The sequence below is a fragment of the Ornithinimicrobium sediminis genome (genome assembly GCF_021272345.1).
GTDB lineage: Bacteria > Actinomycetota > Actinomycetes > Actinomycetales > Dermatophilaceae > Ornithinicoccus > Ornithinicoccus sediminis_B.
The window spans coordinates 254,871-280,761 of the sequence record NZ_JAJSDQ010000003.1; the positions used below are offsets into that span (position 1 = coordinate 254,871).

The window sequence follows — 25,891 nt, forward strand, 5'->3', positions numbered from 1 at the left end:
CTGCCCATGAGGATCGCGTTCGGACCGCGCCCGGGAGCCAGCGCCCAGTGCGCCACTCCCTCGCGTGCCCGGGTGTGCCGGCGTGGGCTTTCGATTGCGGCCGGTCACGGTCCCGTACACACCACCTCATCGCCTCAAGCGGTGGCAGGCATGTCACCGCGGTCACGGAGCAGTCATGAGCAAGCGCACGTTCCAGCCCAACAACCGCCGCCGGGCGAAGGTCCACGGCTTCCGCCTGCGGATGCGCACCCGTGCCGGCCGGTCGATCCTGGCTGCCCGCAGGCGCAAGGGCCGCTCCTCGATCTCGGCCTGAGGCCGCGGTCGGGACCGGCGCGCGCCGTGCTGCCTCGCCGTCACCGACTGACCCGACCGGAGGAGTTCCGAGCCGTCCTGCGAGGCGGTGCCCGGAGCGGCACCCGTCGGGCAGGCGGCCATGTCGTCATGGTGCACAGGCTCGACGTCGACGCCGGTGCAGGCCGCCAGCCCCGCCCTGCCCGCGTCGGTTTCGTGGTCTCCAAGGCCGTCGGCAACTCGGTTGTGCGGCACAGGGTCACCCGCCGGTTGCGGGCGTTGGTGGCGGAGCGGCTGGACACCCTGCCCCCGGGCACCGACCTGGTCGTCCGGGCCCAGCCGGCGGCGGCGGCGGCAGACTCCTCCGAGCTGGGGAGTGCGCTGGACCGGGCCCTGGCCAAGGTCGCGCCATGAGCGCCACGACCTCCGGACCCGCCGGACGTTCGTGGCGCGAGCTGCTGGCGCAGCCGCTGATCTGGCTCGTCCGTGCCTACCAGCTGGTCGTCTCCCCCCTCCTGGGCCCGACGTGCAAGTTCTACCCGTCCTGCTCCACCTACGCCGTGGACGCCCTCCGGACCCACGGGCCCCTGACCGGGGTCTGGCTGGCCGGACGGCGCCTGCTGCGATGCCACCCGTGGAGCCACGGCGGCGTCGACCACGTGCCTCCCCGAGCGAGCACCGTCATGACCACCGGTGAGCCCGGCTCACCACGAGACTGAGGACCCTATGGGCTTCTTCGCCGCGTTGATGTACCCCTTCGAGTGGTTCGTCGCCTCCATCCTGGCGGGCGCCGAGACGCTGCTGACGACGTTCGGCCTGGCACCGACCAGCGGCTGGACGTGGGCCCTGTCCATCGTCTGCCTCGTGGTGGTCCTGCGCATCCTGCTCATGCCCCTCTTCGTGCGGCAGATCCGGGCGCAGCGACGGATGCAGCTGCTGCAGCCCGAGCTCATGAAGATCCAGAAGAAGTACAAGGGCAAGAAGGACGAGGCCTCGCGCAAGGCGATGACCGAGGAGTCCTTCGCCCTCTACAAGAAGCACGGCACCAACCCGTTCTCGTCGTGCCTGCCGATCCTGCTGCAGATGCCGTTCTTCTTCGCGCTGTTCAGGATCCTCAACAACATCCCCGGCATCGCCGACGGGTCACGGACCGCTCCGGGCTTCTTCACCGCCGAGCTGGCCCAGACGATGCAGGAGGCCACCCTGCTGGGGGCCAACCTGACCTCGAGCTTCCTCTACAGTGACGACGTCTCCGCGAAGGTCCTGTCGCTGGTGCTCATCGTCGCGATGTCGCTGACGCAGTTCATCACCTCGCATCAGCTGATGCGCAAGAACATGCCGGCGGCTGCCCTCGACAGCCCCATGGCTCGCCAGCAGCAGATCCTTATCTACGTGCTCCCCGTGATGTTCGCGGTCTTCGGGGTGAACTTCCCCCTCGGTGTGCTCATCTACTGGACGACCACCAACCTGTGGACCATGGGTCAGCAGTTCTACGTCATCCGCGCCATGCCGGCCCCGGGCTCGCTGGCCGAGAAGGCGCTCGAGGAGCGCCGGCTCGCCAAGGGCAAGCCGCTGAAGAAGTTCCAGTTGAGCGACACCGTCGAGGTGGAGGACGCGCCCGAGGAGGAGACGCCCGGCAGGACGAGTGGACAGCGGGCCCAGCCTCAGGGCAAGGCTCGGGCCAAGAAGAAGAAGAAGAAGAACAACAACCGGCCCAAGGGGCGGTGACGCCGGGGTGGACGACGACACCAGCGCACCGCGTGAGCACGCCGAGGATGCTTCCGACGGCGTGGCTCAGCCCACTGCACCAGCCCGACCGCATGACACCGACAGGGAGACACCCATGAGTGCTGAGACCACCGACGCAGAGCACACCACGGCCGAGGAGAGCCCGACCGTGACCGGGTCGTCGGACCCGGCGACCTCCCAGCGTGGGTCCGCGAGGAGGCGCGACCTCGAGCGTGAGGGCGAGATCGCTGCGGACTTCCTGGAGACACTGCTGGACATCGCCGACCTCGACGGTGACCTGGAGGTGGATGTCGACGGGGACCGTGCGGCTGTCTCCGTCGTCGACTCCGAGGACGGGTCGGTCCCGCGGCGTCTCGTGGGACCGGACGGCAGCGTCCTGGAGGCCCTCCAGGAGCTCACCCGGCTGGCGGTGCAGGCCGAGACCGGTGACCGCAGCCGCCTGATGCTGGACGTCGCGGGCCACCGGGCCCAGCGCCGAGCCGCCCTGGTGGAGCTGGCTCGTGAGGTCGTGGAGTCCGTCCGGAGCTCGGGTGAGCGGCGTGACCTGGAGCCCATGACGGCTTTCGAGCGCAAGGTCGTGCATGATGAGGTGCTCCGTGCCGGCCTGCGCTCGGAGTCCGAGGGCGAGGAGCCCCAGCGCCACGTCGTCGTGCTTCCGGCGTCCTGACGTCGACCCGGACCGCACCACACCGGGGTCGACACGGCCCCCTGCCCGAGGAGGGTTGAGGATTCCCGCGCCATCCGACCGTGACAAGGCTCCCGCCCCGCCACGCAGTGCGGCCGAGGTCTTCGGGGAACGTCTGCCGCTGGCGGTGCGCTACGCCGAGATGCTGGCGACGACCGGCACGCAGCGCGGACTGATCGGCCCCCGCGAGACACCTCGTCTGTGGGACCGACACATCCTCAACTGCGCTGTCATGGAATCCCTTCTGCCACACCGAAGTCGGCTCATCGACATCGGCACTGGCGCGGGCTTGCCGGGTCTGGTGCTGGCCATAGCGCGACCCGACCTGCAGGTGACCTTGGTGGAGCCCTTGCAGCGTCGCACACGGTGGCTGGACGCCGCCGTGGAAGAGCTGGGGCTGGCCCAGGTGACGGTCCTGCGGGGGCGTGCGGAGGAGTTCTCGGGTCGGCTGCAGGCTCCGGTCGTCACCGCACGAGCCGTCGCGCGGCTGGAACAGCTTTACCACTGGTCCTGGCCGCTGCTGCCCCCGGGAGGCAGGCTGCTGGCGCTGAAGGGACAGAGCGCCGAGACCGAGCTGGAGGAGAGCGCGGCGACCCTGGAGCGCATGGGGGCGGCGTCGGCTCAGGTGATCACCGTCGGCGAGGACATCGTCGACCCGCCGGCGCGGGTGATCGAAGTCGTGCGGGGCGACCAGGGCTCGCCTGAGGGGTCGTCCCGGTCCGGCGCCGGCACCCGACGCGCCGGAGCACGCGCCGCACGGCGCACTGCGCGGCGCCGAGGGCGATGATGGGACCGATGACCTCGACACCCGCCACCATTGCCGCTGACCGGCGGACGACGGGGGCCGCTGTCGTCAGCGGGTTGGGCTGGCCGGGAGCGACCCAGTCGTCGCACCCACACCTGGGGTGGCCTGCTGATGACGGCGTTTCACGGGACATCACACAGCCCCCGGCTTCTGAGGAACAGCCCGGCCCTCAGGAACGTCTCGCGCAGCCCGAACCGGGCGACGTTTCACGGGAAACCGGGCGCGCCGCTGTGGCGCAGGCCGCGCCGGAGACGCCACCGACGCCGACAGCGACTGACGAGGTTTCACGGGAAACGCCTCGGTTGACGCCGCTCGCGCGCGCGGTGGCCGACGAGGCGCGACGCCGTAAGGCGCTGGAGGTGGCGACCACCGAGCGGCCGGTGAGCACCAGGATCTTCACCGTGGCCAACCAGAAGGGTGGCGTCGGCAAGACCACGACCACGGTGAACCTCGCCGCCGCGCTGGCGCAGCTGGGCATGCGGGTCCTTGTCATCGACATGGACCCGCAGGGCAACGCCAGCACGGCCCTGGGGGTGCCGCATCACGCGGGCGTGTCCGGGATCTACGACGTGCTGATCGACGGCCTGCCGCTGGCCGACGTGGTGCGGGAGTCGTCCTCGGTCGCGGGCCTGTGGTGTGCGCCGGCGACGATCGACCTGGCCGGTGCCGAGATCGAGCTGGTGCCACTCGTGGCTCGGGAGTCTCGCCTCCGCAAGGCGCTGAGGGCCTTCCTGTCAGGGCACTCCGGTGAGCAGCGCTTCGACTTCGTCTTCGTCGACTGCCCGCCGAGCCTCGGGTTGCTCACGGTCAACGCCTTCGTGGCGGCCGTCGAGGTGCTGATCCCGATCCAGTGTGAGTACTACGCCCTTGAGGGGGTGAGCCAGCTGCTGACCAACATCGAGATGATCCGCGAGCATCTGAACCCCGACCTCGACGTGTCGACGATCCTGATGACGATGTACGACGCGCGGACCCGCCTGTCCGCCCAGGTGGCCGACGAGGTGCGCCAGCACTTCCCGCAGCAGGTCGTCAAGACCGTGATTCCCCGGTCCGTCCGGGTGAGCGAGGCGCCGAGCCACGGGGAGACCGTGATGACCTACGACCCGCACAGCACCGGCGCGCTGTCCTACCGTGAGGTGGCCGTCGAGCTCACCAGCCCCCGTGCTTCCCCTGACCCGAGTCCCCAGCCTGAAGGAGCATCCCGTGAGTGATCGTCGTCGAGGCCTCGGCAAGGGTCTGGGTGCGCTCATCCCACCGTCCTCCGGCACCGCGGACCGTCCCAGCGACGTCTTCTTCCCGCGGCCGCTGACCACGCCGGGACATGCATCCAAAGACATCGACAGTTTCACGGGAAACACCGCACCGTCGGCGGGCACTGCCGAGAGCACCGGCGGCGCCGCCAGGGTGACCGACGAGGACGACGGGCAGACGTTGCGGAGCGTGCCGGGGACGACGTTCGGCGAGCTGCCGGTCGAGGCGATCCGACCCAACCCGCGCCAGCCGCGCCAGGTCTTCGACGAGGACGAGCTGGCTGAGCTCGTCCACAGCATCGCCGAGATCGGTGTCCTCCAGCCCATCGTGGTCCGGCCGCTCGACGACGACAGCGGGGCCGAGGCAGCCTACGAGCTGATCATGGGTGAGCGTCGGTGGCGGGCGAGCATCGACGCGGGCAAGGAGACGGTGCCGTCGATCATCCGGCGCACCTCGGACGACGACCTGCTGCGCGACGCGCTGCTGGAGAACCTGCACCGCAGCCAGCTCAACGCCTTGGAGGAGGCCGCGGCCTACCAGCAGCTGCTCGAGGACTTCGGCTGCACCCACGAGGAGCTCGCACGCCGTATCGGACGCTCGCGACCTCAGATCTCCAACACCATCCGGCTGCTGCGCCTGCCCCCGCTGGTCCAGCGCCGGGTTGCCTCTGGGGTGCTGTCCGCAGGACATGCGCGGGCCCTGCTCGGACTGTCCGACGCGGCTGCGATGGAGCGGCTGGCCCAGAGGATCATCGCCGAAGGCCTGTCCGTGCGGTCCGTGGAGGAGATCGTCGTGCTCGGTGAGGACGACGCAGCGACGCCTCGACGCGCGGCACGGCGAGGGAGCAGCGCCGACCCGGACCTGGAGCACCTGTCGAGCCGGCTCTCGGACCGACTGGACACCAGGGTCCAGGTCGCGATGGGGCGGCGCAAGGGCAAGGTGACGGTCGAGTTCGCCTCACGCGAGGACCTGGACCGCATCCTGGGGCTGCTGGCACTGGATGCACCTCTGGCTGAGGACGACAACGCCTGACGTCGCCTCACCCGGGAGGGGGACCCGCCTCAAGGACCGCGGTGCGGCACGCTCCGTGCCAGGATGCCGGTGACGGGTGACCGACACGTATGCACACCCTCGTCCACATCCTGTGGACAACGGATGTGGACGTTGTGGACGTGCCATCCTTGCTGGTCAGCGACCTAACCATGCGCGCCGGGGCACCGGGGCCCAGCGGGCGGGACCGCAGACGAGCCCCCGGTCCACATGGTCCGGGGGCTCGTCTGGGGGTGCGTCCGGGACACCGTTCGACGGGCGCTCGCGCGGACGCGGTCCGGGCTCAGCCGAGGAAAGGCTCGAGCTCGCGGACGAGCTTCTGCTTGGGCAGGGCACCGACGACGGTCTTGACGACCTCGCCGCCCACGTAGACGTTCATCGTCGGGATGCCCGTGATGCCGTACTTCTGGGTCACCTGGGGGTTCTCGTCGGTGTTGAGCTTGACGACCGAGATCTTCTCGGAGTACTCCTCCGAGAGCTCCTCGAGCACCGGTGCGACCATCTTGCAGGGGCCGCACCAGGGGGCCCAGAAGTCGACCAGCACGGGACGGTCGCTCTCGAGCACGTCGGCGGAGAAGTTGGCGTCGTCGGTCTGCTTGGTAGCCATGAGTCTTCCTTCGTGGTGGCGGATCGAAGTGCCGTGAGAACGGCGTATTGTCTTGTCCTGCAGGTGAATCAGGTGACAGGAACGGCGGTGTCGCTCAGTGGTGCGGTGGCCGAGGCGTCGTCGAGCCCGGCCAGGTAGCGCTCGGCGTCGAGAGCAGCCGAGCACCCGGTGCCTGCTGCCGTGACAGCCTGCCGGTAGGTGTGGTCGACCAGGTCGCCGGCAGCGAAGACTCCCGGCAGGTTCGTGGCCGTGCTCCGTCCCTGCACGAGCACGTAGCCCTCGGCGTCCAGGTGGACCTGACCCTGGATGAGCTCGTTGCGCGGGTCGTGGCCGATGGCGATGAACACCGCGCTGGTCTCCATGGTGCGGGTCTCGCCGCTGCGGGTGTCCCGCACCACGATGCCGGTGAGCTTGTCCTCACCGACGAACTCGGCGACCTCGCTGTGCCACACGAAGGAGATCTTGGGGTCGGCCTGGGCACGGTCGGCCATGATCTTGCTGGCACGGAGCTCACCACGACGGTGCAGCACGGTCACGGAGCGCGCGAAACGGGTGAGGAAGGTCGCCTCCTCCATGGCGGAGTCGCCACCGCCCACCACGACGATGTCCTTGTCGCGGAAGAACGCCCCGTCGCAGGTGGCGCACCACGAGACCCCGTGCCCGGACAGCCGCTGCTCGTCGGGCAGACCGAGCTCGCGGTAGGCGGAGCCCATGGCCAGGATGACCGAGCGCGCCCGGTGCACGGTGCCCTCCGCGTCGGTGACCAGCTTGACCGGCCCGGTGAGGTCGACCTCGGTGACGTCGTCACGGATGAGTGTGGCGCCGAACCGCTCTGCCTGGGCGCGCATCGCGAACATCAGCTCCGGACCCATGATGCCGTCCTCGAAGCCGGGGAAGTTCTCGACCTCGGTGGTGTTCATCAGGGCTCCGCCGGCGGTGACCGCCCCCTCGAACGCCAGGGGCTTCAGGTTGGCGCGGGCGGCGTAGACCGCCGCGGTGTAGCCGGCCGGACCGGAGCCGATGATGATCACCTCGTGCACCGTCTCGTCGGAGACGGTCGGCCGAGGGGCTTCCGGTTGGATGGAGATGCCGCTGAAGACGGACATGACGAGGTGTGCTCCTGTGGTGCGAGGTGGTTCCTGAGTGCGCTCTCGTCAACCGATCCTAGGGGTGCCTTGTTCCGGCAGGCACGCTCAGGGCAGCTCGAGAGGCCCGTGCAGGACCTCAGCGGTGTCGTCGCCGTCCGCGCACCCAGGGGCGACGGCCCAGGCACGCAGCGGGTCCGTGCTGCGGTCGACCACCAGGACTGCAGGCTCGTCGTCGAGCGTGGCGCTGCCGACGAGCCACGCCCCGGCCGACGCGTCGCCACCGGTGGCCGCCACGCAGCTGCGGGCGGCCTGCGGGTCCAGCGCCGTGCTCGCGGTGTCCGACCCCTCGGAGGACTCCTCCTGCGGCGACACGACGGCGCTGTGGGCACCCACCGCGAACGTGTCGCGACCCAGGGCGGTCGTCGTGGGCAGCACCTCCACGACCCCCAGGACCTCACTGCTCCCGCGCTCCTCGCCCCCGTCGTCCATCTCGGTCATCGCCTCGGCACCTGCGTCCCCGTCGCCGGCCTCCGCATCGCCGGCGGCTGCGTCGTCGGCGGCTGCGTCGTCGGTGCTGGGGTAGAAGGCGGCGACCGTGTCCCAGGCCTGGTCCCCGAGCGCACTCTGGAACACGACGGCGCCGCCTACGGCGACGACGGCGACGGCAGCGGCTGCGGCCAGCCACTGGTGGGCGGAGCCGCGCGCGCGCCGAGATGCCAGCGGCGTGGCGCCGAGCAGCTCGTCGGCCTGCCCTGCGCGCAGGGACTGCTCCTGCCGCAGGCGCGTCGTGATGCGGTCGGCCAGGTCGGGCGGCATCGGTCCGGGGTCGGGCAGGGACGACAGCATCGCCCGGACACCGGTCGGGTCGAGGTCCTCAGCAGCGGGCTCGCGGTCGTCAGGGGTGCTCACCTGCTGCTCCTCCTCGTGGTCGTGGCGTCGGACGGTGTGGTGTCGGAGCGGACAGGCAGGGCCGTGTCCCGTCGTGTAGGACGAGTGCGGGGGCGCCGTGGTTCCCTGCTCATGGCGAGGACAGCATCCCGGCGAGGGCCGCCCGTCCCCGGGCACAGCGTGACTTGACGGTGCCCTCGGCGACCTCGAGCACCGCCGCGGCCTCGGCGACACTCAGGCCCTGCATGTCGACGAGGATGAGCGCCAGCCGCTGGGCCTGCGGGAGACGGTCGAGGGCGGCGCGGACGTCCATCTGCACCTCCACGCTGTGGTGGTGGTCCCTGGGCTCGACCGGGTCGTGGTCGGCCAGGTCAACGGTGGGGCGCACCCGGCGGAGCCGGTCGAGGCAGGCGTTCACCACGATGCGGTGCAGCCAGGTGCTCACCTGGGCCGTCCCGCGGAACGAGTCGGCCCGGCGGAACGCGTTGAGGAAGGCGTCCTGCACCGCATCCGAGGCCATCTCCGGGTCCCGCGTGGTGCGGATCGCGACCGCCCACATCTTGTCCTTGTGGCGGCGGAAGATCTCACCGAAGGCGTCGGGGTCACCGGAGGTGTGCAACGCCAGCAGCTCGGCGTCGGTCCGCTCAGCCAGGTCGGAGAGGGTCACGACATCGTCGTCACTTCACGACGATCTCGGAGACGTAGACGATCTCCCCACCCGGCCCCGCCCAGGCCCGGTCGAACCAGATGAGGACGTACTCGCCCTCGACCGGCTCCTCCGCCGTGAAGGTCACCTCGCCGGAGGCCTCGTCGGAGGTCCCGATGCTCGTGGCGCCGTCCCGGCTGGCCTCGTCGGTGACGAAGACCTCCACCCCGTAGTCACCCTCAGGGAAGTCGATGTCGACCTCCCGCACCTCCTGGCTGCCTCCGAGGTCGACCAGCAGGCCCACCCCGCTCTTGAGGTTGCCCCAGTTGGAGGCGAGGTAGGTGTGGCTGTTCCACGAGGTGGTGCTGTCACCGTCGATGGCGCGGTCGACGATGTCGTTGCGCTCGTCGCCGTCACCCTCGGGGTCGTACGAGGTGATCCCGGCGAGCGAGATGGGCTCGAGCGGGGCGTCGTCGTCCTCGTCCTCCGGCGCGGCGGTCTCCTCCTCGCCGTCGCCGTCGCCGTCGCCCTCGTCCCCGGCGGCCTGCTCGCCCTCCTCGTCCTCGTCCTCGGTCTGGGTGGCCGTGCTGGTCGCGCCGGCCCCCGGTGCAGCGGTGTCGTCGGCGTCGGGCTGGAAGCCCTGGAACACGCCGTAGGCCAGGAACACGGCGACGACCAGGATCGCTGCCACGAGCGCCAGCACGGCTCCGGACTGGCGACGCTCCGTCGGCCGGTCGACCTCCGCGCCTGCCAGGGCGCGGTCGCCCGCAGCCGTGGACCCGGCGCCCGCGGCGAAGACGTCGTCGGAGGGACCCTCCTCCCGCGTCCGGTAGTAGTGCGGCTCCTCCTGTTGTCGGGGCTGCACGTCCTCGTCGCCGGCGTCCGGATGCCCGGCACCGGGCTCGTGCGCGGCCTCGTCCTCGTCCCTGCTGTCGTGCGCGTGGGCGGCCGTGACGGCTGCGCCGGCCCCCGCGCCTGCGGCCAGCGCGGCCTCGGCGCCGGAGTCCTCCAGGGGCGCGTCGGGCCCGAACTCCTGACCACCGGCACCCGGGACCAGCTCGGAGGGCCAGGGGGCGAGCTGTCGGGCCAGCTCCCCGGGGGTCTGCGGGCCCCGGTCCGGGGCGTACTCGGCCCCGAAGGTCATGCGGCACAGGGTGTCCAGGTCACCAGGGACTCCGGCCACGACCTCGGAGGGGGCCGGCAGGGTGCCGTCGGCCAGACGGCGGGCGGGGCGCAGCCCCTCGATGTCCTCGCCCGGCCACCGACCGGTCAGCCCGGTGTAGAGCAGGGACAGCAGGTCGGTGGTGTCGATGAGCGAGGCCTCGGCCGCCGAGACGTCGTCGGCCTGCTCGATGGCGGCGGCCACGCCGACTCCGGAGACCTTGACGCTGCCCTCGCTGGTGCGCAGGACGGCATGGGGGTTGAGGTAGAGGTGGTGCAGACCGCGGCGGCGGGCGGACTCCAGCCCCGAGGCGGCCTCGCCGACGATGCGTCGCGCCTCCTCGGCCGGCAGCGGGTGCTCCAGGACGAGCGAGGCGAGCGACTCCGCCTCGCTCAGGCCCTCCTCGACGATCCAGCACACCTCCTGCTCGAGGCCGACGTCCAGCACGCGCACCAGGCGCGGGTCGTCCACCCCGGCCGTGCGCCGTGCCCCGTCGAGCACGGCGTGGGCCATCTCCTCGTAGTCACCGGTCGCAGGCAGCACCGTGACCGCGACCAGGCGGTCGAGGGTCTGGTCGTTGGCCGACCAGTAGTCCAGGGTGTCGTCCCGACGCGCCAGCAGCTCCTCGAGCTCGTAACGACCTCCCAGGACCGTGCCGGTGTCGATGCCGTGCACCATGGGTTCCTCTCGCAGATCAGTAGACGTGGGTCCGTCCAAGAGTAGTCGGGCGGTGGGTCCGCTTCGGCCTGCGGAGCGGTATGTCGCGGTCCCGCTCCGCTGGGGTTCGCCGTCGGCGCGCTCGCCGTCGGCCTGGGTGACGAGAGCCTCGCTGCCGTCGGCCCGGTCACCGTCAGGCGCCGCACCGTCGGGCCGGTCGCCGTCGGGCCCGCCCCCACGCCCGCCCTGGGGACCGCCACCTTCGGGCCCGCCGTCAGGAGGACCGCCTCCGGGACGGCGACGGCGCACCCGGCGCAGCAGCGGGTCGACCACCTCGGCCAGCTCGCGCACCCCGAAGAGGTGGGCCAGCACGCCATACATCACGAAGAAGACGACGCCTCCCGAGACGAGCACGCTCAGCGAGGCCAGCTTGCCGTCGAAGACACGCTCGCCGACGGCGATCACGCCCAGCACCGGCAGCACCGGGACGAGGGAGGCGGCCAGAGCCCGCAGGTAGGTCGCACGCACGTCGGCCATCGGCACCCCGTCGAGCCGCCGGCGCACCCACCAGATGCCCAGCACGGCCGCGACGGCCTGGCCCAGGGACTGGCCGGCACCGATGGCCATGGCGGTCACCTGGGGTGGCAGCATGACCGCCACCACGAGCGAGGCGACCGCGATGCCGGTGATGATGGTCTGCAGCCGGAACGGGGGCTTGCCCTCCTGGTAGGCGTGGAACACCCGCTGAGAGAGCAGGTACATGCCGTAGGGCACCAGGCCCAGGGTCAGGGCGCGGACGACCCAGGCGATGTCGTCGGTGGCCCCCTGGCCGGTGAAGACCAGCAGGCTGGCCGACAGCTGCGGCGCGAGGAGCAGCACGGCGACCGAGACCGGCACCATGGCCGCGCCGAGCAGGCGCAGGCCGTGCTTGTACTGCTCGCCCAGGGCCGCCCGGTCGTCGGTCATCGCGGCCCGCGACAGCTGCGGGAACATGGCCGTGAGCAGGGACGTCGCGACCAGCGAGTGCGGCAGGATGAAGATCAGGAAGGCGGTGCTGTAAACGATCTTGCCGGGCACGCCCGGGTTGGCCTCGGCGTTCCAGTTGAGCACGTTGGTCGACAGCAGCAGCCCGGTCTGGGAGACACCGATGATCGCCAGGGTCCACAGGGCCATGCGGGAGGCCGACCCGAGACCGACCCCCCGGAAGCCCCACCGGGGGCGCCACCGGAAGCCGCTGCGCCACACGACGGGCAGCAGCACAGCCGCCTGCACGACCACCCCGAGGGTGGCCGTGCCCCCCAGGAGCAGGATCATCGGGGAGGTCCACTCGCCCGGGTCCAGCACGTCGGTGCCCGGGTAGAGCACCGCGAAGACCGCGAGACCGGAGATGGCCACGATGTTGTTGGCGACCGGCGCCCACATGTACCACCCGAACTTCTCCTGGGCGTTGAGCACCTGCCCGAGCACCGAGTAGAGCCCGTAGAAGAAGACCTGGGGGAGGCAGAGGTAGGCGAAGGCCACCGCCAGCCCGAGCTGCTCGCCGGTCCAGGACCACGCGTAGAGCTTGGTGACGGCATACGCCCCCGCGGTGACCACCACCGTCGTGGCCAGGAGCGCGGCCAGGGCCAGGGTGATCAGCCGGTCGGTGAAGGCCCGGCCCTTGTCCTCCTGGGCCAGGGCCCGGGTGATCTGCGGGACGAAGACGACGTTGAGGATGCCGCCCGCCAGCAGGATGTAGATCGTGTTGGGCAGGGTGTTGGCGGTGTCCCACGCGTCACCGGACAGGCCGGTGCCGACGATGCCCACCAGCAGCGCCGTGCGCACCAGGCCCATGACCCGTGACACGAGCGTGCCCGAGGCCATGAGCGCGCTCGAGCGCGCCAGGCGGGCCGAGCTGTGGCCGGTGGGACCCGGCTGGTCGGGGGCCTCGCTCACGGCGTGTCCTCCTGGGGGCGGTCGGTGGGGGTCTGCGTGGCCGGGTCGGCCGGCCGGCGCAGCGCCCGGGCGAGACCGAGCACCAGGATGACGCCGGCCACCCCGCCGAGCAGCCAGTAGATCCACTGGCCGGCGGGCTGCACGCGCACCTCCATCACCTGCTCGTCTCCCACGACGAGACCGGTGGGCGTGGACAGGTAGGCCCGGACCGGCACCTCCCCGGCCGCGACGGCGCGCGCTCGGAACTGCACGGTAGCGCGGCTGTCGGCACCGATGGTGATGGGCTCGGCCTCCTCCACGACCCTGATGCGGCCGTTGCCGGGCTCGATGTTGAGCCGCAGGTCCTCGACCGCGACGTCCAGGGTGTTCACCACGGTCAGCTGGATGAGCCCTTCCTCGGCCAGGAAGTTGACCGTCGTCGGGTTCACCTGCACCCCGGCGAGCACCTCGTCGACCTGGGTCTGCAGGTCGGTGAGCGGGGTGCGCCAGGCGGCCCGGTCGAGGCGCCAGCGGGTCGAGACCAGCCCGTCCAGCACCGGGCTCCAGCGCTCCACGGCGGTGTCGTCGGTCAGGATGGTCTCGATGTCGGACACGACGGTGCGCAGGTCGTCGATCTCCGTGAGCAGGGAGGCGTTGAGCGGGCTCGGCTGGGGCACGGGGTATGCCGTGGTGTCGCCGGACGCCCCGTCCACCAGCGCGGTGCCGGTCAGCTGCGCCCGGCCGGGGGCCTCGAGGGCGTCGCCGGCAGGGACGTGCTCCAGCCACGGGCTGCTCTCCAGAGCCTCGGTCACGGCCCTCAGGGTCCGGTGGTCGACCGTGGTGCCGCGAGGCGGCGAGACGACCAGGGTGCGCTCGGTGGCTGGGCTCTGCTGGTAGACGGCCAGCGTCTCGGCGACCAGACGCTGCACCGTCTCACCGTCCCGCTCGGGTGGGGGTGCGCCCGCCAGGAGCCCGGACAGGGTCGTGTCCAGCCCGAGCAGGGTGAGCTCCTCGCCGCCGACGGAGACCCGCCCGGCTGCGGACCCCCCGCTGACGCTCAGGGCCGTGGACGGGACGAGCGTGGCCCCCAGCGAGGCGCGGTCCTGCGGCCACAGCGACCACAGCGCCTCCAGCATCGACGGCTGCACCCGGGTCCACGCCGGCCAGGCGACGTCGCTGCGGCCGGACTCCAGCAGGGGACGGGAGAGCAGCACGGAGTCGGGGAGCTGCCGGTTCACGGCATCAGCCACCTGGCCCTCGTCGGTGCCCAGCTCGACGAACGCGGCCAGGTCGGGGTCGGCCACCGGCAGCCACCAGAGCTGCTCCTGCGGCAGGGCGGACAACGCCGTCTCCAGGTCGACCTGGGCCTGCTCCACCTCGGAGAGGTCGTCGGGGACGTCCACCCCGGGCAGCGTCGGCTCCTCCGGCACCACCTCGGTCGTCTCCTGCGGAGATGACGTGGTGGTGCTCCCGGTGAGGTCACCGGTCGGGGCCTGTGGCACGGCGGTCGCCGCTGCGGTGGGCTCGGGGGTGGTGGGCTCTGGGGTGGTGGGCTCCGTGGTGGTGGGCTCCGTGGTGGTGGCCGCCGGTGCGGTGGTGGGGGGCGAGGTGGTCTCGGGTGGCGTGGTGCCTGCGGTCCCGGTGCCGGTCGGCTCGACCTCCTCACCGTCACCGTCGCCGTCCTCTCCGTCCCCCTCGTCGGGCTCCGCCGGCGTCCGCTGCGGGACGACCGGTGCCAGCAGGGCAGGGTCGACCACGAAGGTCGCAGCGTGGCCCTCCAGACCCTCCAGCCAGGTCCGGGGCGTGGACCCGGGACCGATCGCCTCCAGCCAGGCGCTCGTGCGCTCCTCGTCGTCGGGGTCGCTCAGCGCCGGCTCCGGCGGCACCGTGAGCGGCACCACCCAGGACAGGTGCAGCGGGACCTCGGCCCGTCCCCCGGCATACCAGGGCAGGAAGCTGCGGACCCTGCCGCGCACCTGGTCCTGGTCGTCCAGCACCTCCACCGACAGCGGCAGGGTGCCGAAGTCGAAGGGTGCCTCCACGACGCCGGCGGCCACGGGGATGACGAACGTGGTGCTGGCTCCGGGCGCCAGCGGGATGTCGAAGGGGTCGCTGCCCAGCTCGCGGCCGGTGGAGACCCCGCCGTCACCCGATGCCCACGCAGCGATCGCCGACCGCGTGTCGAGGGCGTCGTAGGAGGTGGCGGCGCGCACCCCGCCGAGAGCCACGGGCGCGGACCCGGCGTTGCGGACCGTGCCGCGCAGAGTGAACGCAGCGCCCGGCTCGACGACCGACGGGCTGACCTCGTCGAGCACCAGGCTCACCGGCAGGGCCTCGGTCTGTGCTGCGCGGACCGTGCTCTCAGCCGCGCCGGTGCCCGCCGCGGGCACCACGAGGAGCAGCATGGCCAGGCAGGCGGTGAGGGCAACCCTGGCGTTCGGGAGGGTTGGGGGTCGGATGCGCACTCGGCATACCGTGTCGTCAGAGGGGCCCGGCGAGTCGCTGCCAGGCGACCCGGGCGATCCGGCGTTCGTTGGGGAAGGTGAGCTGTGCGTGCACCTCGTCGAGCGGGAACCACGCGGCGTCGATGGCCTCCCGGTCGGGGTCGCCCTCGACCGTGAGATGCCCGCCGACCGCCTCCAGGAGGTAGTGGTAGACCATCTTGTGGATGCGGTGCTGCGAGGTGGAGAACCAGTACTCCACCGTGCCGAGCGTGACCAGGGCCCGGCCGCGGATGCCGGTCTCCTCGGCGACCTCACGCTCCGCCGTCTGCTGCAGCGTCTCACCGGCTTCCACGTGCCCCTTGGGCAGGCACCACTCGACCCTGCCGCTGCGGTTGCGGCGCGCGATGATCGCGATCCTGGCCCTCCCCTGGTGCACGTCGACCACGACGCCGCCTGCCGACGTCTCGTTGACCGCGGGCAGCCGCCGGGCAGGGCGGGTGGGGCGCGGCGTGGTGGTCATCACCTCACTCTAACGAGCCGTGACGGCCTCGCAGGTGGGCCTCGCCGGACGGGCGGGGGTCCGGGGCCGGCCCGCGTAGTCTGGGACACCGTGCCCGAACCTGTCGTCGAACCCGAGCTCCTCGCCCGTGCGGTGCGCCACCTGGCGCCGACCCTTCCGCTGCTCACGCAGCTGGGCGAGCGGTTCGCGGCGGCCGGGCACGAGCTCGCCCTGGTCGGAGGTCCGGTCCGGGACGCCTTCCTCGGCCGGCTGTCGCCCGACCTCGACTTCACCACCTCCGCACGCCCGGACGAGATCGAGCAGGTGCTCCGGGGCTGGGCCGAGCACACCTGGGACGTGGGCCGCGCCTACGGCACCATCGGCGCCCGCCGCGACGCGACGACCGTGGAGGTCACGACCTACCGCGCCGACGCCTACGACGCCGCCTCGCGCAAGCCCGTGGTCGCCTTCGGCGACAACCTGGCCGACGACCTGGTGCGCCGCGACTTCACCGTCAACGCCATGGCCCTGCGGCTGCCCCAGGCCGAGTTCGTCGACCCGCACGACGGCCTGACCGACCTGGCCAAGCAGCTGCTGCGCACACCGCACACACCGGAGGTGTCCTTCTCCGACGACCCGCTGCGGATGATGCGGGCGGCCCGGTTCGTCAGCCAGCTCGGGATGGGGGTGGCGCCCGAGGTCGCCGAGGCGATGAGCGAGATGGCCGGCCGGCTGAGGATCGTCTCCGCGGAGCGGGTGCGCGACGAGCTGAGCAAGCTGCTCCTGGGTGCGCAGCCGCGGGCCGGGCTCGAGGTGCTCGTGGACTCGGGGATGGCCGACATCGTGCTGCCCGAGCTGCCAGCCCTGCAGCTGGAGGTCGACGAGCACCACCGTCACAAGGACGTCTACGAGCACAGCCTCATGGTGCTCGAGCAGGCCATCGACCTGGAGGACCCGCCCGGCGCCGAGGGGCAGGACGTGGTGGTGGGGCCGGACCTGGTGCTCCGGCTGGCGGCGCTCCTGCACGACATCGGCAAGCCGGCGACCAGGCGTTTCGAGCCGGGCGGCGGGGTGAGCTTCCACCACCACGAGGTGGTGGGCGCCAAGCTCACCCGCGCCCGTCTGCGGGCCCTGCGCTACGACAAGGAGACGGTGCGCGACGTCAGCCGGCTGGTCGAGCTGCACCTGCGCTTCCACGGCTACGGCACGGGAGAGTGGACCGACTCGGCGGTGCGCCGCTACATCACCGACGCCGGCCCGCTGCTGGGGCGCCTGCACAAGCTGACCCGCTCCGACTCGACCACGCGCAACCGGCGCAAGGCCGCCCGGCTCGCGGCCACCTACGACGAGCTGGAGCAGCGCATCGGCCGCCTGCGCGAGCAGGAGGAGCTGGCGGCCGTCCGCCCCGAGCTCGACGGTCACGAGATCGGCCAGCTGCTCGGCATCGCGCCGGGTCCGGTCCTGGGCCGGGCCTACAAGCACCTGCTCGCCGTGCGGCTCGACCAGGGGCCGATCGGGCAGGACGCCGCCGAGGCGGAGCTGCGCCGCTGGTGGGCGCAGCAGCCCGAGTCCGGCTGACGTCTGTCCCCGGGTCGGCCTACGATGCGCAGATGAGCGCTGGGAGTGCCGGCCGGCCACGGGTGCTGGCGATCGTGCAGGCAGGGGGCAAGGGCTCCCGGATGGACGTGCTGACGCGTGAGCGGGTCAAGCCGGCGCTGCCCTTCGGCGGCCAGCACCGCCTGGTGGACATCACCCTGTCCAACCTCGCGCACAGCGGCATCAGTGATGTCTGGGTGTCGGTGCAGTACCAGGCCGGATCCCTGGACCAGCACCTCGCGGGTGGCCGGCCGTGGGACCTCGACCGCACCCGCGGCGGGATGCGGCGCATGGTGCCCGAGGAGAGCGCCGGGGCCGCCGACCAGAGCGGCTTCTCGCACGGCAACGCCGACGACCTCTACCGGCTGCGGGACCAGATCGCCGTGCAGGCCCCCGATGTCGTGGTCGTGAGCAGCGCCGACCACGTCTTCCGCCTCGACCTGCGCGACGTTGTCGACGCGCACCTGGCCGCCGGGGCGGAGTGCACCCTGGTGACCAGCGAGGTCTCCCGACAGGAGGCTGCCAACAACGTGGTGGTGGTGCTCGGGCAGGACGGTGCGGTGACCCGGGTGGTCGACAAGCCGGACGACCCACCGACGACCACCGTGGCGATCGAGGTCTTCGCCTACGACGCACCGGTGCTGCTCGCCCAGCTCGAGGCGCTGCGCCGGCGCACGGTCCACCAGGCCGACGACGACGACACCGGGCTCGGGGACGTCGCCGACGTGCTGCTGCCGGCCCTGGTCCGGAGGGGCCGGGTGCGCACGTTCCCGCTGGCCGGCTACTGGCGCGACGTCGGTCGCCCCGAGGCCTACCTGCAGGCACACCGGGACCTGCTGCGCGGCAGCCTCGACGTGTTCGACGACCCGGCGTGGCCGGTCCTCGGGCAGCTGCCCACCGGCGCCCCCGCCCGGGTGGCCGGCGACGGGACGGTCGTCGACGGCCTGCTGAGCACGGGCTGCGTGGTGCGCGGCACGGTCGAGCGCAGCGTCCTGGGCCCCGGTGTGGCGGTGCACCCGGGCGCCCGGGTCGTGGACAGCGTGCTCATGGGCGGGGTGGTCGTGGAGACCGGTGCCACCGTCGCCACCGCAGTGGTGGACGAGCAGGTGCGCATCGGTCGCGGCGCCACGGTCGGGGTAACACCGGCAGCCACCCGGCTCCGCGCGGAGGACGTCACGATGGTCGGCCGCGACAGTGTGGTCCGGGGCGGCACCACGGTGCCTGCCGGCGGGCGGATGGAGCCCGGCAGCACGACCTGAGCCGGCGTCCCACCCGCACGGCATGGCCGGAGGGGAGAGGGCAGACTGGATGCATGCGCGCCGTCGTCGTCACCGAGCACGGAGGGCCGGAGGTCCTCACCGTCGTGGAGCGGGAGGTCCCCACCCCCGGCACCGGGGAGGTGCTGGTCGAGGTCACCGCAGCCGGGGTCAACTTCATCGACATCTACCAGCGGTCCGGGGTCTACCCCATGGACCTGCCGTATGTCGTGGGCTCGGAGGGAGCCGGCACCGTCACCGCCGTGGGCGCGGAGGTCACCGAGGTGCGGGTCGGCGACCGGGTCGCCTGGGCCATGGTCGCCGGCGCCGGTGCCGCCGAGCAGGTGGTCCTGCCGGCGGCGCGGGTGGTGCCGGTGCCCGCAGGCCTCGACCCGTCGCTCGCTGCAGCGGTGATGCTCCAGGGCATGACGGCGCACTACCTGGCCGGGTCGACCTTCCCGGCCCGGGCGGGCCAGACGGCACTCGTGCACGCCGCTGCGGGGGGCGTGGGCCTGCTGCTGTGCCAGATGCTGTCGGCCAAGGGTGTGCGGGTGATCGGCACGACCTCGACCCCGGAGAAGGCCCGGCTGGCACGCGACGCCGGGGCTGCCGAGGTCGTGCTCTACCGCGACCAGGACGTGGTCACCGAGGTGCGCAGGCTCACCGGTGGGGCGGGTGTGCACGTGGTCTACGACGGTGTCGGCAAGGACACCTTCGACGCCGGCCTCGACGTGCTGCGTCCCCGCGGCATGATGGTGCTCTTCGGCGGGTCCAGCGGCCAGGTGCCGCCCCTGGACCCGCAGGTGCTCAACGCCAAGGGCTCGCTCTACCTCACCCGGCCGTCCCTGGCCCACTACGTCGCCGACCGTGCGGAGCTGACCTGGCGGGCCGGCGACGTGCTCGGCGCGGTCGCCTCCGGGGACCTCGACGTGCGGGTCGGCGGCACCTACCCGCTGGCGGCGCTGGGCCGGGCGCACGAGGACCTGGCGGCCGGCCGCACGACCGGCAAGCTGCTGGTCACCCCGCGCGACTGAGGCCGGCACTCCGGCCGGGACGGGTCAGCCCTGCTGTGGCAGGGTCAGCCGTCCCTGTGCCTCCGCGGTCCTGCGTTTGTCCTCGGACCAGGTGGTGACCGCCGTCCAGGCGACGGCGGCGAGGGGCACCGACAGCAGGGCGCCGATGATGCCGGCGAGGATGGTGCCCGCCGTCAGGGCCACCAGGATGGCCAGCGGGTGCAGGGACAGCGCCTTGCCCAGCACCACCGGCGCCAGGATGTCCCCCTCCAGCTGGTTGACGGCGATGACGATGCCGACGACGACCAGCGCCACGACCGGCCCGTTGGCCACGAGGGCCACCAGAGCGGCGAGGATGCCGGCCACGGTGGCTCCCACCAGCGGGATGAACGCGCCGAGGAACACGATGAGCGCCAGCGGGAAGGCGAGCGGCACGCCGAGCAGCGCGAGCGCGACACCGATGATGACGGAGTCCACCAGGGCCACGATGGCTGTGCCGCGCAGGTAGCCGCCCAGCACCTCCACGGAGCGGCCGCCGACGAGCTCCATCCGGCGCCGCCGGTGCCCCGTGGCCGGCTGCAGGAAGAACGTCCAGATCCGCTTGCCGTCCTTGAGCAGGAAGAACAGCAGCACCACGCCGAGGAACATCCCGGCGACGACCTCCGCGGCAGCCGTCGCCCCCGCCAGCGCTCCGCTGCGCACCTGCTCCCCCTGCGCGAGCTCGATGACGGCGTCACGCGCCTGGTCCAGCTGCTCGTCACTGATCGGCAGGGGGCCGGAGGTGAGGAAGCTCTGCAGCTCGGCGAACCCCTGCTCCGCCTGGTCGCGCAGCTCGTCCCACTCGTTGCGGATGCCGCGCACCACGACCCAGCCGACCGCGACGAGGGCGGCCAGGCCGGTGAGCAGGGCCGTCCACACCGCCAGCAGGCGGGGCAGGCCCCACCGTGCCAGCAGCTCGACGAGCGGGACCACCGCTGCGGCGAGCACGGTGGCGACGAGGATCGGCACCACGACGAGCCGCAGCTGGACGAGGGCGTAGACGACCACGACGCCCAGCGTCAGCAGCAGCAGCAGCTGTGCGCTGCGGATCGCCACCCGACCGAGGCCGTCGGCCCACGGCGACGCGGGCGGAGAGGCCAGGGTGGGCGGCTCCTGGGCGGCGACCCGGGGCTCGGCGGCACGTGCTGGGGCTGGGGGACGTCGACGGCGGGTACGCAGCATCGGGCCAGTATGCGGTGTGCCGGCCGGTCGACGCAGTCCGAGCGGACCAGGGGTGAAGCGCGCTGGGAGGCGGCCGGTCCGACCCGCGAGCCGCTGGTGCGGCCCGGCTGCTAGCGCGAGGGCTGGGAGATGACGAAGCTGCGTCCGGTCACCTCGTCCGGGTCGATGCGCACGATGTGCGGCTTCGAGCCGGACTGCCAGGGCTGGATGGGCAGGCTCAGCGCCTCCAGCACCCGGGTGATGTCCTTCACCTCGTGGGCCATGCCCTTGGCGACCACGCTCCAGGCCTCACCGGTGGCGAGGTCCTGGCCGTCCACCTCGTAGGCGACGTGGCGGCCGCCCGCCGAGGCTCTCAGCTTCGACCCGTCCGTGGTGCGGAAGAGGATGCTGCCGTGGTCGACCACGTGGTTGACCGGGAAGATCTCCGGCAGGCCGTCGACGACGACGGCGAGGCGCCCCACGGGGCTCTCGCGAAGTCGGGCCCAGCACGCAGACGAGCTCATCTGGGAGTGGTCGGCGATGTCCATGCCTTCGACCTTAGCCCTAGGTGTCCGCACGAACAGGGTCGAAGGACCCGGAGCCGACGGGGCGGTGCACGCGCGGTTCCGGTCCGGGGACAGGCCGGTCGCGCCCGGCCTCCCACACCTGCCACAGCACCCAGGTCCACGCCAGGACGCGCAGGGCGATGGCGAGGCTGTAGGCGTCGCCCGGCAGCCCCCGGCTGGGGTCGGAGGAGAAGCCGATGTGCATCCACACGGCCAGGAAGTGCAGGCTCTCCGCTGCTGCCCAGACCAGGTGGTCGCGCCAGCGGAGGTCCGACAGGGCCAGGAAGGGCAGCACCCAGAGGCCGGTCTGCACCGGGACCGACTGCGCGGTGACCATCACCACGAGGGTCATCGGCGCCGCGACGGCCACCAGGTCGTGGCTGCCGGTGCCCCGGCGGGTCAGCAGCCAGCCGACCAGGACAGCGACCAGCCACCCGGTCAGGGCGAGCCAGGTGACGGTGGGCGCCGGCAGCGGTGTGCCGTGCAGCTGGGGCACGAGGCTCAGCGCGCCGTAGCCCGCGCCGGACTCGACCCAGCTGCGGGGCGCGGTCAGCACGCCGTCGGGCACGACGAGCACGAACGGCAGGTAGAGCACCACCCCGGTCACCAGCGCGGCGACCACGGCCTGCGCGGCGTCCCGGACCCGCCCCTGGTGCCGGGCCACCAGCACGATGGCGACCAGGAAGACCAGAGGGTAGGGGCGCATCAGGAAGGCCGTGGCCAGCAGCGCACCTGCCGCAGCGGGGTGCCGGCGCTCCCAGGCGAGCACCGCATACAGCACCAGCACGACACCCAGCAGGTCCGTGGAGACCAGTGCGAGCAGGCCGATGACGGGACTGACCGCGAGGTGCGCCGCCTGCCAGGGTCGCTGCGGCCGCAGCGCGACGACGGCGAGCACGCCCGCAGCGAGCAGCAGCATCACGACGAGAGCCCAGAGCGAGAAGACCCACTGCTGGGCGGACACGTCCGTGCCCGACTGCGGGGAGACCAGCGCCAGCACCCACATCACCAGCCCCGAGACGAGCGGCTGGTCACTGGGCGACTCCCCGGCATACGGCAGGAGGCGGTCGGACAGGCTGCTGCTCACGTGCACGACCGTGATGTCGGAGTAGCACGTGCGCCAGAAGTGGTCCGGGCTCGCCCAGCCCTTCATGAGGCAGTGGCCCTTCTGCCACACCCCGAGCGCGAGCATGCCGGCGCCCAGGGCGGTCACGGCCGCCGCGACACCGGCCAGGCCGCGCACCCCGAGGACGGCGTGCCGCCCGACGGGGCCGCCGACGACGCCGGTGGCCACCCGGACGACCGGGTCGGACCAGGACGGTATGTCGTACGGCGGCCGCGTGCTGCGGCTCATCCCCTCAGGGGCGCGGGGCGGCGCCACCGCGACCGGTCAGAGGTCCGTGGGGGCGGCGTCGCTGTCACCGGGACCTCCCGGGGGGCCCGGCTCACGGTCGCCCGGCGGGCCGCGTCCCTCGTCGGGGGGCCCGTCGCCCTCCCCGGGAGGACCACCACCCTCACCCGGGGGCTCCTCGCCCTCGTCGGGCGGGCCGGGCTCGGTGGGCTCCGGCTCGGTCGGCTCCGGCTCGGTCGGCTCCGGCTCGGTCGGCTCGGGCTCGGGCTCCGGTTCGGGCTCCGGTGCGGGCTCGGGCTCGGGCTCCGTGGTGGGCTCCTCGGTCGTGGGCTCCTGGGTCGTCGGCTCCGGGGTGGGCACCGGCTCCGTGGTGGGCTCCTGCGTCGTCGGCTCCGGGGTGGGGGTCGGCGTCGGCTGCACGACGTCGTCGTTGACACCCGCGCGCTCGGGGAACTCGAGCACCTCCTCGCCCTCGAGGGCCAGACGCATGAACTCGCCCCAGATCTGCACCGGGAAGGAGCCGCCGGTGATCTGGTCGACACCGGCGATGTCCTGCATCTCCTCGGTGCCGTCGCCCTTGAACATCAGCACCGACGCGGCGAGCTGGGGGGTGAAGCCGTCGAACCACGCCGAGCGGTTGCTCTCGCTGGTGCCGGACTTGCCGGCCGCGGGGCGGCCGAGGTCGCCGGCGGCCTGGCCGCTGCCCTCGGTGATGACCTTGGTCATGGCGTCGGTGACGTCGGCGGTGACGTCCTCCTCGACGACCAGGTCGGTCTCGGGGTCGGCCTCGTAGTCGTAGACGCCGTTGGTGCTGGTCACCTCGGCCACGAGGTAGGGCTCAGCCAGACGACCCTCGGCCGCGATCGCGGCATACGCGTTGGTCATCTCCATCATGGTCGGCGAGGCGGTGCCCAGCACGTTGGACAGGTCGTCCGTGAGGCCGGGCGTGTCCTCGTCGAGACCGAGGTCGACCGCCACCTCGCGGGTGCTCTCGGGGCCGATCTCCTCGTTGAGCTGCACGTAGACCGTGTTGACGGAGTTGGCGGTCGCCGTGCCCAGGTCGATCTCGCCGAACTGCTCGTCGCGGAAGTTGTTGACCTCGTAGGGCTCGTCCTCGCCCTCGATGACGAACTCCATGGGGCTGGGGCCCGCGTAGGTCGCCCGGGTGCTCACGTCGTCCTGGAGGGCGGCGATGAGGGTGAAGATCTTGAACAGCGAGCCGGCCTGCAGCCGGGCGTCGGTCGCGATGTTCAGCTGCTCGCTCTGGTAGTCCTCGCCGCCGTACATGGCGGTGACGGCACCGTCGCCCGGGGTCACCGACACCAGGCCGACCTTGAGGTCCTCGGCGTCCTCGTCCTCCGGCTTGTAGGCCTCCACCGCCTCCTCGGCGGCCTCCTGGTGCTGCTCGACGACCGTGGAGGTGATGCGCAGGCCGCCCCGGTCGATGTCGCCCTCGGGGATGTCCAGCTCCTCGACCAGCTCGTCGCGCACCTTCTGGGCGATGTAGCCCTGCGTCCCCTGGGTGGCCGACGAAGGCTGCGGGGGGAGGATGTCGGGGAAGGTGGCCTGGTCGGCCTCCTCCTGGGTCAGCCAGCCCTGGCTGACCATGCCCTCGATGACGTAGTCGAACCGCCCCTCGGCGCGCTCCTGGTTGCCCTCGGCCGCGGCGGGGTCGAAGAGCGAGGGGGCGTTGGTCACCGCAGCGAGGAAGGCGCCCTCGGCGACCGAGAGCTCGCCGGCGTCCTTGCCGAAGTAGGCCTGGGACGCGGTCTGGATGCCGTAGGCACCCCGGCCGTAGTAGATCGTGTTGAAGTAGCTCTCGAGGATCTCGTCCTTGGACAGCTCGCTGTCGATCCTGACGGAGATCAGGACCTCCTGGAGCTTGCGGGTGTAGGTCTGCTCGGAGCTCAGGTAGTAGTTCTTGACGTACTGCTGGGTGATCGTCGAGCCACCCGCGGTCGAGTCCGACGTGAGGTTGTTCCACGCGGCCCGGGCGGTGCCGGTGACCGAGACGCCCTCGTTCTCGTAGAAGGAGCGGTCCTCCGCCGAGAGCATCGCGTAGCGGACGTGCTCGGGGATCTCCTCCAGGGTCACCGACTCACGGTTCGTGCCTCCCGTGAAGCGGGCGAGCTCGGTCTCGCCGTCGGCGTAGTAGATGATCGAGCTCTGCGACTCCGCGAACTCGTTGGGGTCCGGGATCTCGGTGTTGGAGTAGGCGAAGGCCAGCACCCCGACGACCAGCAGCGCGGCGAGCACACCCAGGCCGAGCAGCCACAGCAGGATCCGCCGCCACAGCGGCCTGCGGGGCCGCCGGGCGGACCGTGCGGAGCGTCGGGTGGGGGCCCCGCGGCGGGGGTCGGTCGAGGCTGAGCGGGGGGTCCGGCTCACGCATCCTCCTGGGTCGGCCTGGTCGGCACGGGTCGTTACAGCCTGCATTGTGCCCCCTCGGACTGGGTCGGTGCTGCGCACGCAGCCGCCCGTCCGGCGCTGCGAGGGGGGTGGTCCGACGCGTCGTGGTCGCAACCGATGTATCGCTACGATATATTGGAGGTGTTGTCCCAGTCGTTCCACTCAAGTCGGAGGTCGCGGTGAGTCGGCGTTCCGACATGCTCGAGCTGGCCATTCTCGGTCTGCTGCACGACGTGCCGCTGCACGGGTACGAGCTGCGCAAGCAGGTGCACCGCGTCCTCGGCACGGTGCGCGCGCTGTCCTACGGCACGCTCTACCCTCGGCTGCGGGACCTCGTCGACCGGGGGCTGCTCGTCGAGACGGGGCGCCCGGTCCCCGGGCGGCGTGCGCGCATCACGTATGCCGTGACACCTGCCGGGCGGGAGCGGTTCACCGAGCTGCTCGCGGCAGCAGGGCCCAGTGCCTGGGAGGACGACGCCTTCGCGGTGCACTTCGCCTTCTTCGGCCGCACCGAGACGGGGGTCCGCCTGCGGATCCTCGAGGGCCGGCGGGCGCGGCTGGAAGAACGGCTGGACGCCATCAGGGCCAGTGGCCCGGCGCTCAGCGGGACCACGCAGGACAACTACGCCATGGAGCTGCACCGGCATGGGCTGGAGTCGACCGAAGCGGATCTTCGGTGGGTCAGCCGCATGATCGAGGCCGAGCGGCTTCACCACGAACGTGCTGCCACCTCCCGCGGCAGCACCCTGGACAAGGAGTAACGA

Annotated in this window: 23 protein-coding genes; 12 read left to right on the forward strand and 11 right to left on the reverse strand. The window is 72.2% G+C overall.

The genetic code is table 11. The features are described from left to right. Positions 1 to 175 precede the first annotated feature (175 nt). The 8 genes from rpmH (at position 176) to LVO85_RS09035 (ending at position 5,813) form a co-directional block, all read left to right on the forward strand. A complete protein-coding gene (gene rpmH / locus LVO85_RS09000; protein WP_232747089.1) occupies positions 176 to 313 on the forward strand; it encodes a 50S ribosomal protein L34 in 138 nt (45 codons plus the stop codon). Between the two features lie 26 nt (positions 314 to 339). Continuing rightward, complete coding sequence (gene rnpA / locus LVO85_RS09005) at positions 340 to 705, forward strand: ribonuclease P protein component (protein ID WP_232747090.1); 366 nt, start codon at positions 340 to 342, stop codon at positions 703 to 705. Then, a complete protein-coding gene (gene yidD, locus LVO85_RS09010; RefSeq protein WP_232747091.1) occupies positions 702 to 1,010 on the forward strand; it encodes a membrane protein insertion efficiency factor YidD in 309 nt (102 codons plus the stop codon). Before rnpA ends, yidD begins: the two co-directional genes overlap by 4 nt. A 7-nt stretch (positions 1,011 to 1,017) precedes the next feature. After that, positions 1,018 to 2,019 carry a membrane protein insertase YidC gene (yidC, locus tag LVO85_RS09015; protein WP_232747092.1) on the forward strand — a complete coding sequence of 334 codons (1,002 nt, stop codon included), beginning with the start codon at positions 1,018 to 1,020 and terminating at the stop codon, positions 2,017 to 2,019. A gap of 115 nt (positions 2,020 to 2,134) precedes the next feature. Next, positions 2,135 to 2,707: a Jag family protein gene (locus LVO85_RS09020; RefSeq protein WP_232747093.1), complete on the forward strand. Its 573-nt coding sequence runs from the start codon at positions 2,135 to 2,137 to the stop codon at positions 2,705 to 2,707. Continuing rightward, the gene (gene rsmG, locus LVO85_RS09025; RefSeq protein WP_332875427.1) at positions 2,625 to 3,512 is read left to right on the forward strand and encodes a 16S rRNA (guanine(527)-N(7))-methyltransferase RsmG; all 888 of its coding nucleotides are present in this window, start codon (positions 2,625 to 2,627) and stop codon (positions 3,510 to 3,512) included. The genes LVO85_RS09020 and rsmG overlap by 83 nt, the downstream gene beginning before the upstream one ends. Before the next feature lie 320 nt (positions 3,513 to 3,832). Beyond that, positions 3,833 to 4,741, forward strand: a complete 909-nt coding sequence (locus LVO85_RS09030) for a ParA family protein (RefSeq protein WP_332875422.1) — start codon at positions 3,833 to 3,835, stop codon at positions 4,739 to 4,741. Beyond that, positions 4,734 to 5,813: a ParB/RepB/Spo0J family partition protein gene (locus LVO85_RS09035; protein WP_232747095.1), complete on the forward strand. Its 1,080-nt coding sequence runs from the start codon at positions 4,734 to 4,736 to the stop codon at positions 5,811 to 5,813. The genes LVO85_RS09030 and LVO85_RS09035 overlap by 8 nt, the downstream gene beginning before the upstream one ends. A gap of 301 nt (positions 5,814 to 6,114) precedes the next feature. Here the strand turns inward: LVO85_RS09035 and trxA are convergent, their stop codons facing one another. From trxA to LVO85_RS09070, 7 genes are all read right to left on the reverse strand, one after another. Then, complete coding sequence (gene trxA, locus LVO85_RS09040; protein WP_232747096.1) at positions 6,115 to 6,438, reverse strand: thioredoxin; 324 nt, start codon at positions 6,436 to 6,438, stop codon at positions 6,115 to 6,117. A gap of 68 nt (positions 6,439 to 6,506) precedes the next feature. Continuing rightward, positions 6,507 to 7,544, reverse strand: a complete 1,038-nt coding sequence (gene trxB, locus LVO85_RS09045; protein ID WP_232747097.1) for a thioredoxin-disulfide reductase — start codon at positions 7,542 to 7,544, stop codon at positions 6,507 to 6,509. An 87-nt stretch (positions 7,545 to 7,631) separates the two neighbouring features. Continuing rightward, the gene (locus LVO85_RS09050; RefSeq protein ID WP_232747098.1) at positions 7,632 to 8,435 is read right to left on the reverse strand and encodes a hypothetical protein; all 804 of its coding nucleotides are present in this window, start codon (positions 8,433 to 8,435) and stop codon (positions 7,632 to 7,634) included. Between the two features lie 109 nt (positions 8,436 to 8,544). Further along, positions 8,545 to 9,081, reverse strand: coding sequence for an RNA polymerase sigma factor SigM (sigM, locus tag LVO85_RS09055; RefSeq protein WP_232747099.1), 537 nt, complete (start codon positions 9,079 to 9,081; stop codon positions 8,545 to 8,547). A 10-nt stretch (positions 9,082 to 9,091) separates the two neighbouring features. Then, positions 9,092 to 12,814 (reverse strand): murein biosynthesis integral membrane protein MurJ, encoded by a 3,723-nt coding sequence (gene murJ / locus LVO85_RS09060; RefSeq protein WP_232747100.1) that lies wholly within the window; start codon positions 12,812 to 12,814, stop codon positions 9,092 to 9,094. Continuing rightward, entirely contained in the window at positions 12,811 to 15,258 is a 2,448-nt protein-coding gene (locus LVO85_RS09065) for a DUF6049 family protein (RefSeq protein WP_232747101.1), read from the reverse strand. Before LVO85_RS09065 ends, murJ begins: the two co-directional genes overlap by 4 nt. 16 nt (positions 15,259 to 15,274) lie before the next feature. Next, positions 15,275 to 15,757, reverse strand: coding sequence for an NUDIX hydrolase (locus LVO85_RS09070; protein ID WP_232747102.1), 483 nt, complete (start codon positions 15,755 to 15,757; stop codon positions 15,275 to 15,277). Positions 15,758 to 15,847: 90 nt separating this feature from the next. Between LVO85_RS09070 and LVO85_RS09075 the strand changes: the two genes are divergently transcribed. Genes LVO85_RS09075 through LVO85_RS09085 form a run of 3 tightly spaced genes read left to right on the forward strand, consistent with a single transcriptional unit; the run spans position 15,848 to position 19,622 of the window. After that, positions 15,848 to 17,314, forward strand: a complete 1,467-nt coding sequence (locus LVO85_RS09075; RefSeq protein ID WP_232747103.1) for a CCA tRNA nucleotidyltransferase — start codon at positions 15,848 to 15,850, stop codon at positions 17,312 to 17,314. 32 nt (positions 17,315 to 17,346) lie between these two features. Further along, a complete protein-coding gene (locus tag LVO85_RS09080; RefSeq protein WP_232747104.1) occupies positions 17,347 to 18,591 on the forward strand; it encodes a glucose-1-phosphate adenylyltransferase family protein in 1,245 nt (414 codons plus the stop codon). A gap of 53 nt (positions 18,592 to 18,644) precedes the next feature. Continuing rightward, complete coding sequence (locus tag LVO85_RS09085; protein WP_232747105.1) at positions 18,645 to 19,622, forward strand: quinone oxidoreductase family protein; 978 nt, start codon at positions 18,645 to 18,647, stop codon at positions 19,620 to 19,622. A 24-nt stretch (positions 19,623 to 19,646) separates the two neighbouring features. Here LVO85_RS09085 and LVO85_RS09090 read toward each other — a convergent pair whose 3' ends face one another. From LVO85_RS09090 to LVO85_RS09105, 4 genes are all read right to left on the reverse strand, one after another. Next, a complete protein-coding gene (locus LVO85_RS09090; protein ID WP_232747106.1) occupies positions 19,647 to 20,822 on the reverse strand; it encodes an AI-2E family transporter in 1,176 nt (391 codons plus the stop codon). A 110-nt stretch (positions 20,823 to 20,932) separates the two neighbouring features. Next, entirely contained in the window at positions 20,933 to 21,349 is a 417-nt protein-coding gene (locus LVO85_RS09095; protein ID WP_232747107.1) for a pyridoxamine 5'-phosphate oxidase family protein, read from the reverse strand. Between the two features lie 16 nt (positions 21,350 to 21,365). Further along, positions 21,366 to 22,721 (reverse strand): hypothetical protein, encoded by a 1,356-nt coding sequence (locus LVO85_RS09100; RefSeq protein ID WP_232747108.1) that lies wholly within the window; start codon positions 22,719 to 22,721, stop codon positions 21,366 to 21,368. 36 nt (positions 22,722 to 22,757) lie between these two features. Beyond that, the gene (locus LVO85_RS09105) at positions 22,758 to 25,106 is read right to left on the reverse strand and encodes a transglycosylase domain-containing protein (protein ID WP_232747109.1); all 2,349 of its coding nucleotides are present in this window, start codon (positions 25,104 to 25,106) and stop codon (positions 22,758 to 22,760) included. 200 nt (positions 25,107 to 25,306) lie between these two features. Between LVO85_RS09105 and LVO85_RS09110 the strand changes: the two genes are divergently transcribed. Continuing rightward, on the forward strand, positions 25,307 to 25,888 hold the full coding sequence (locus tag LVO85_RS09110) for a PadR family transcriptional regulator (RefSeq protein ID WP_232747110.1): 582 nt from the start codon (positions 25,307 to 25,309) through the stop codon (positions 25,886 to 25,888). The last annotated feature ends 3 nt before the right edge of the window (positions 25,889 to 25,891 follow it).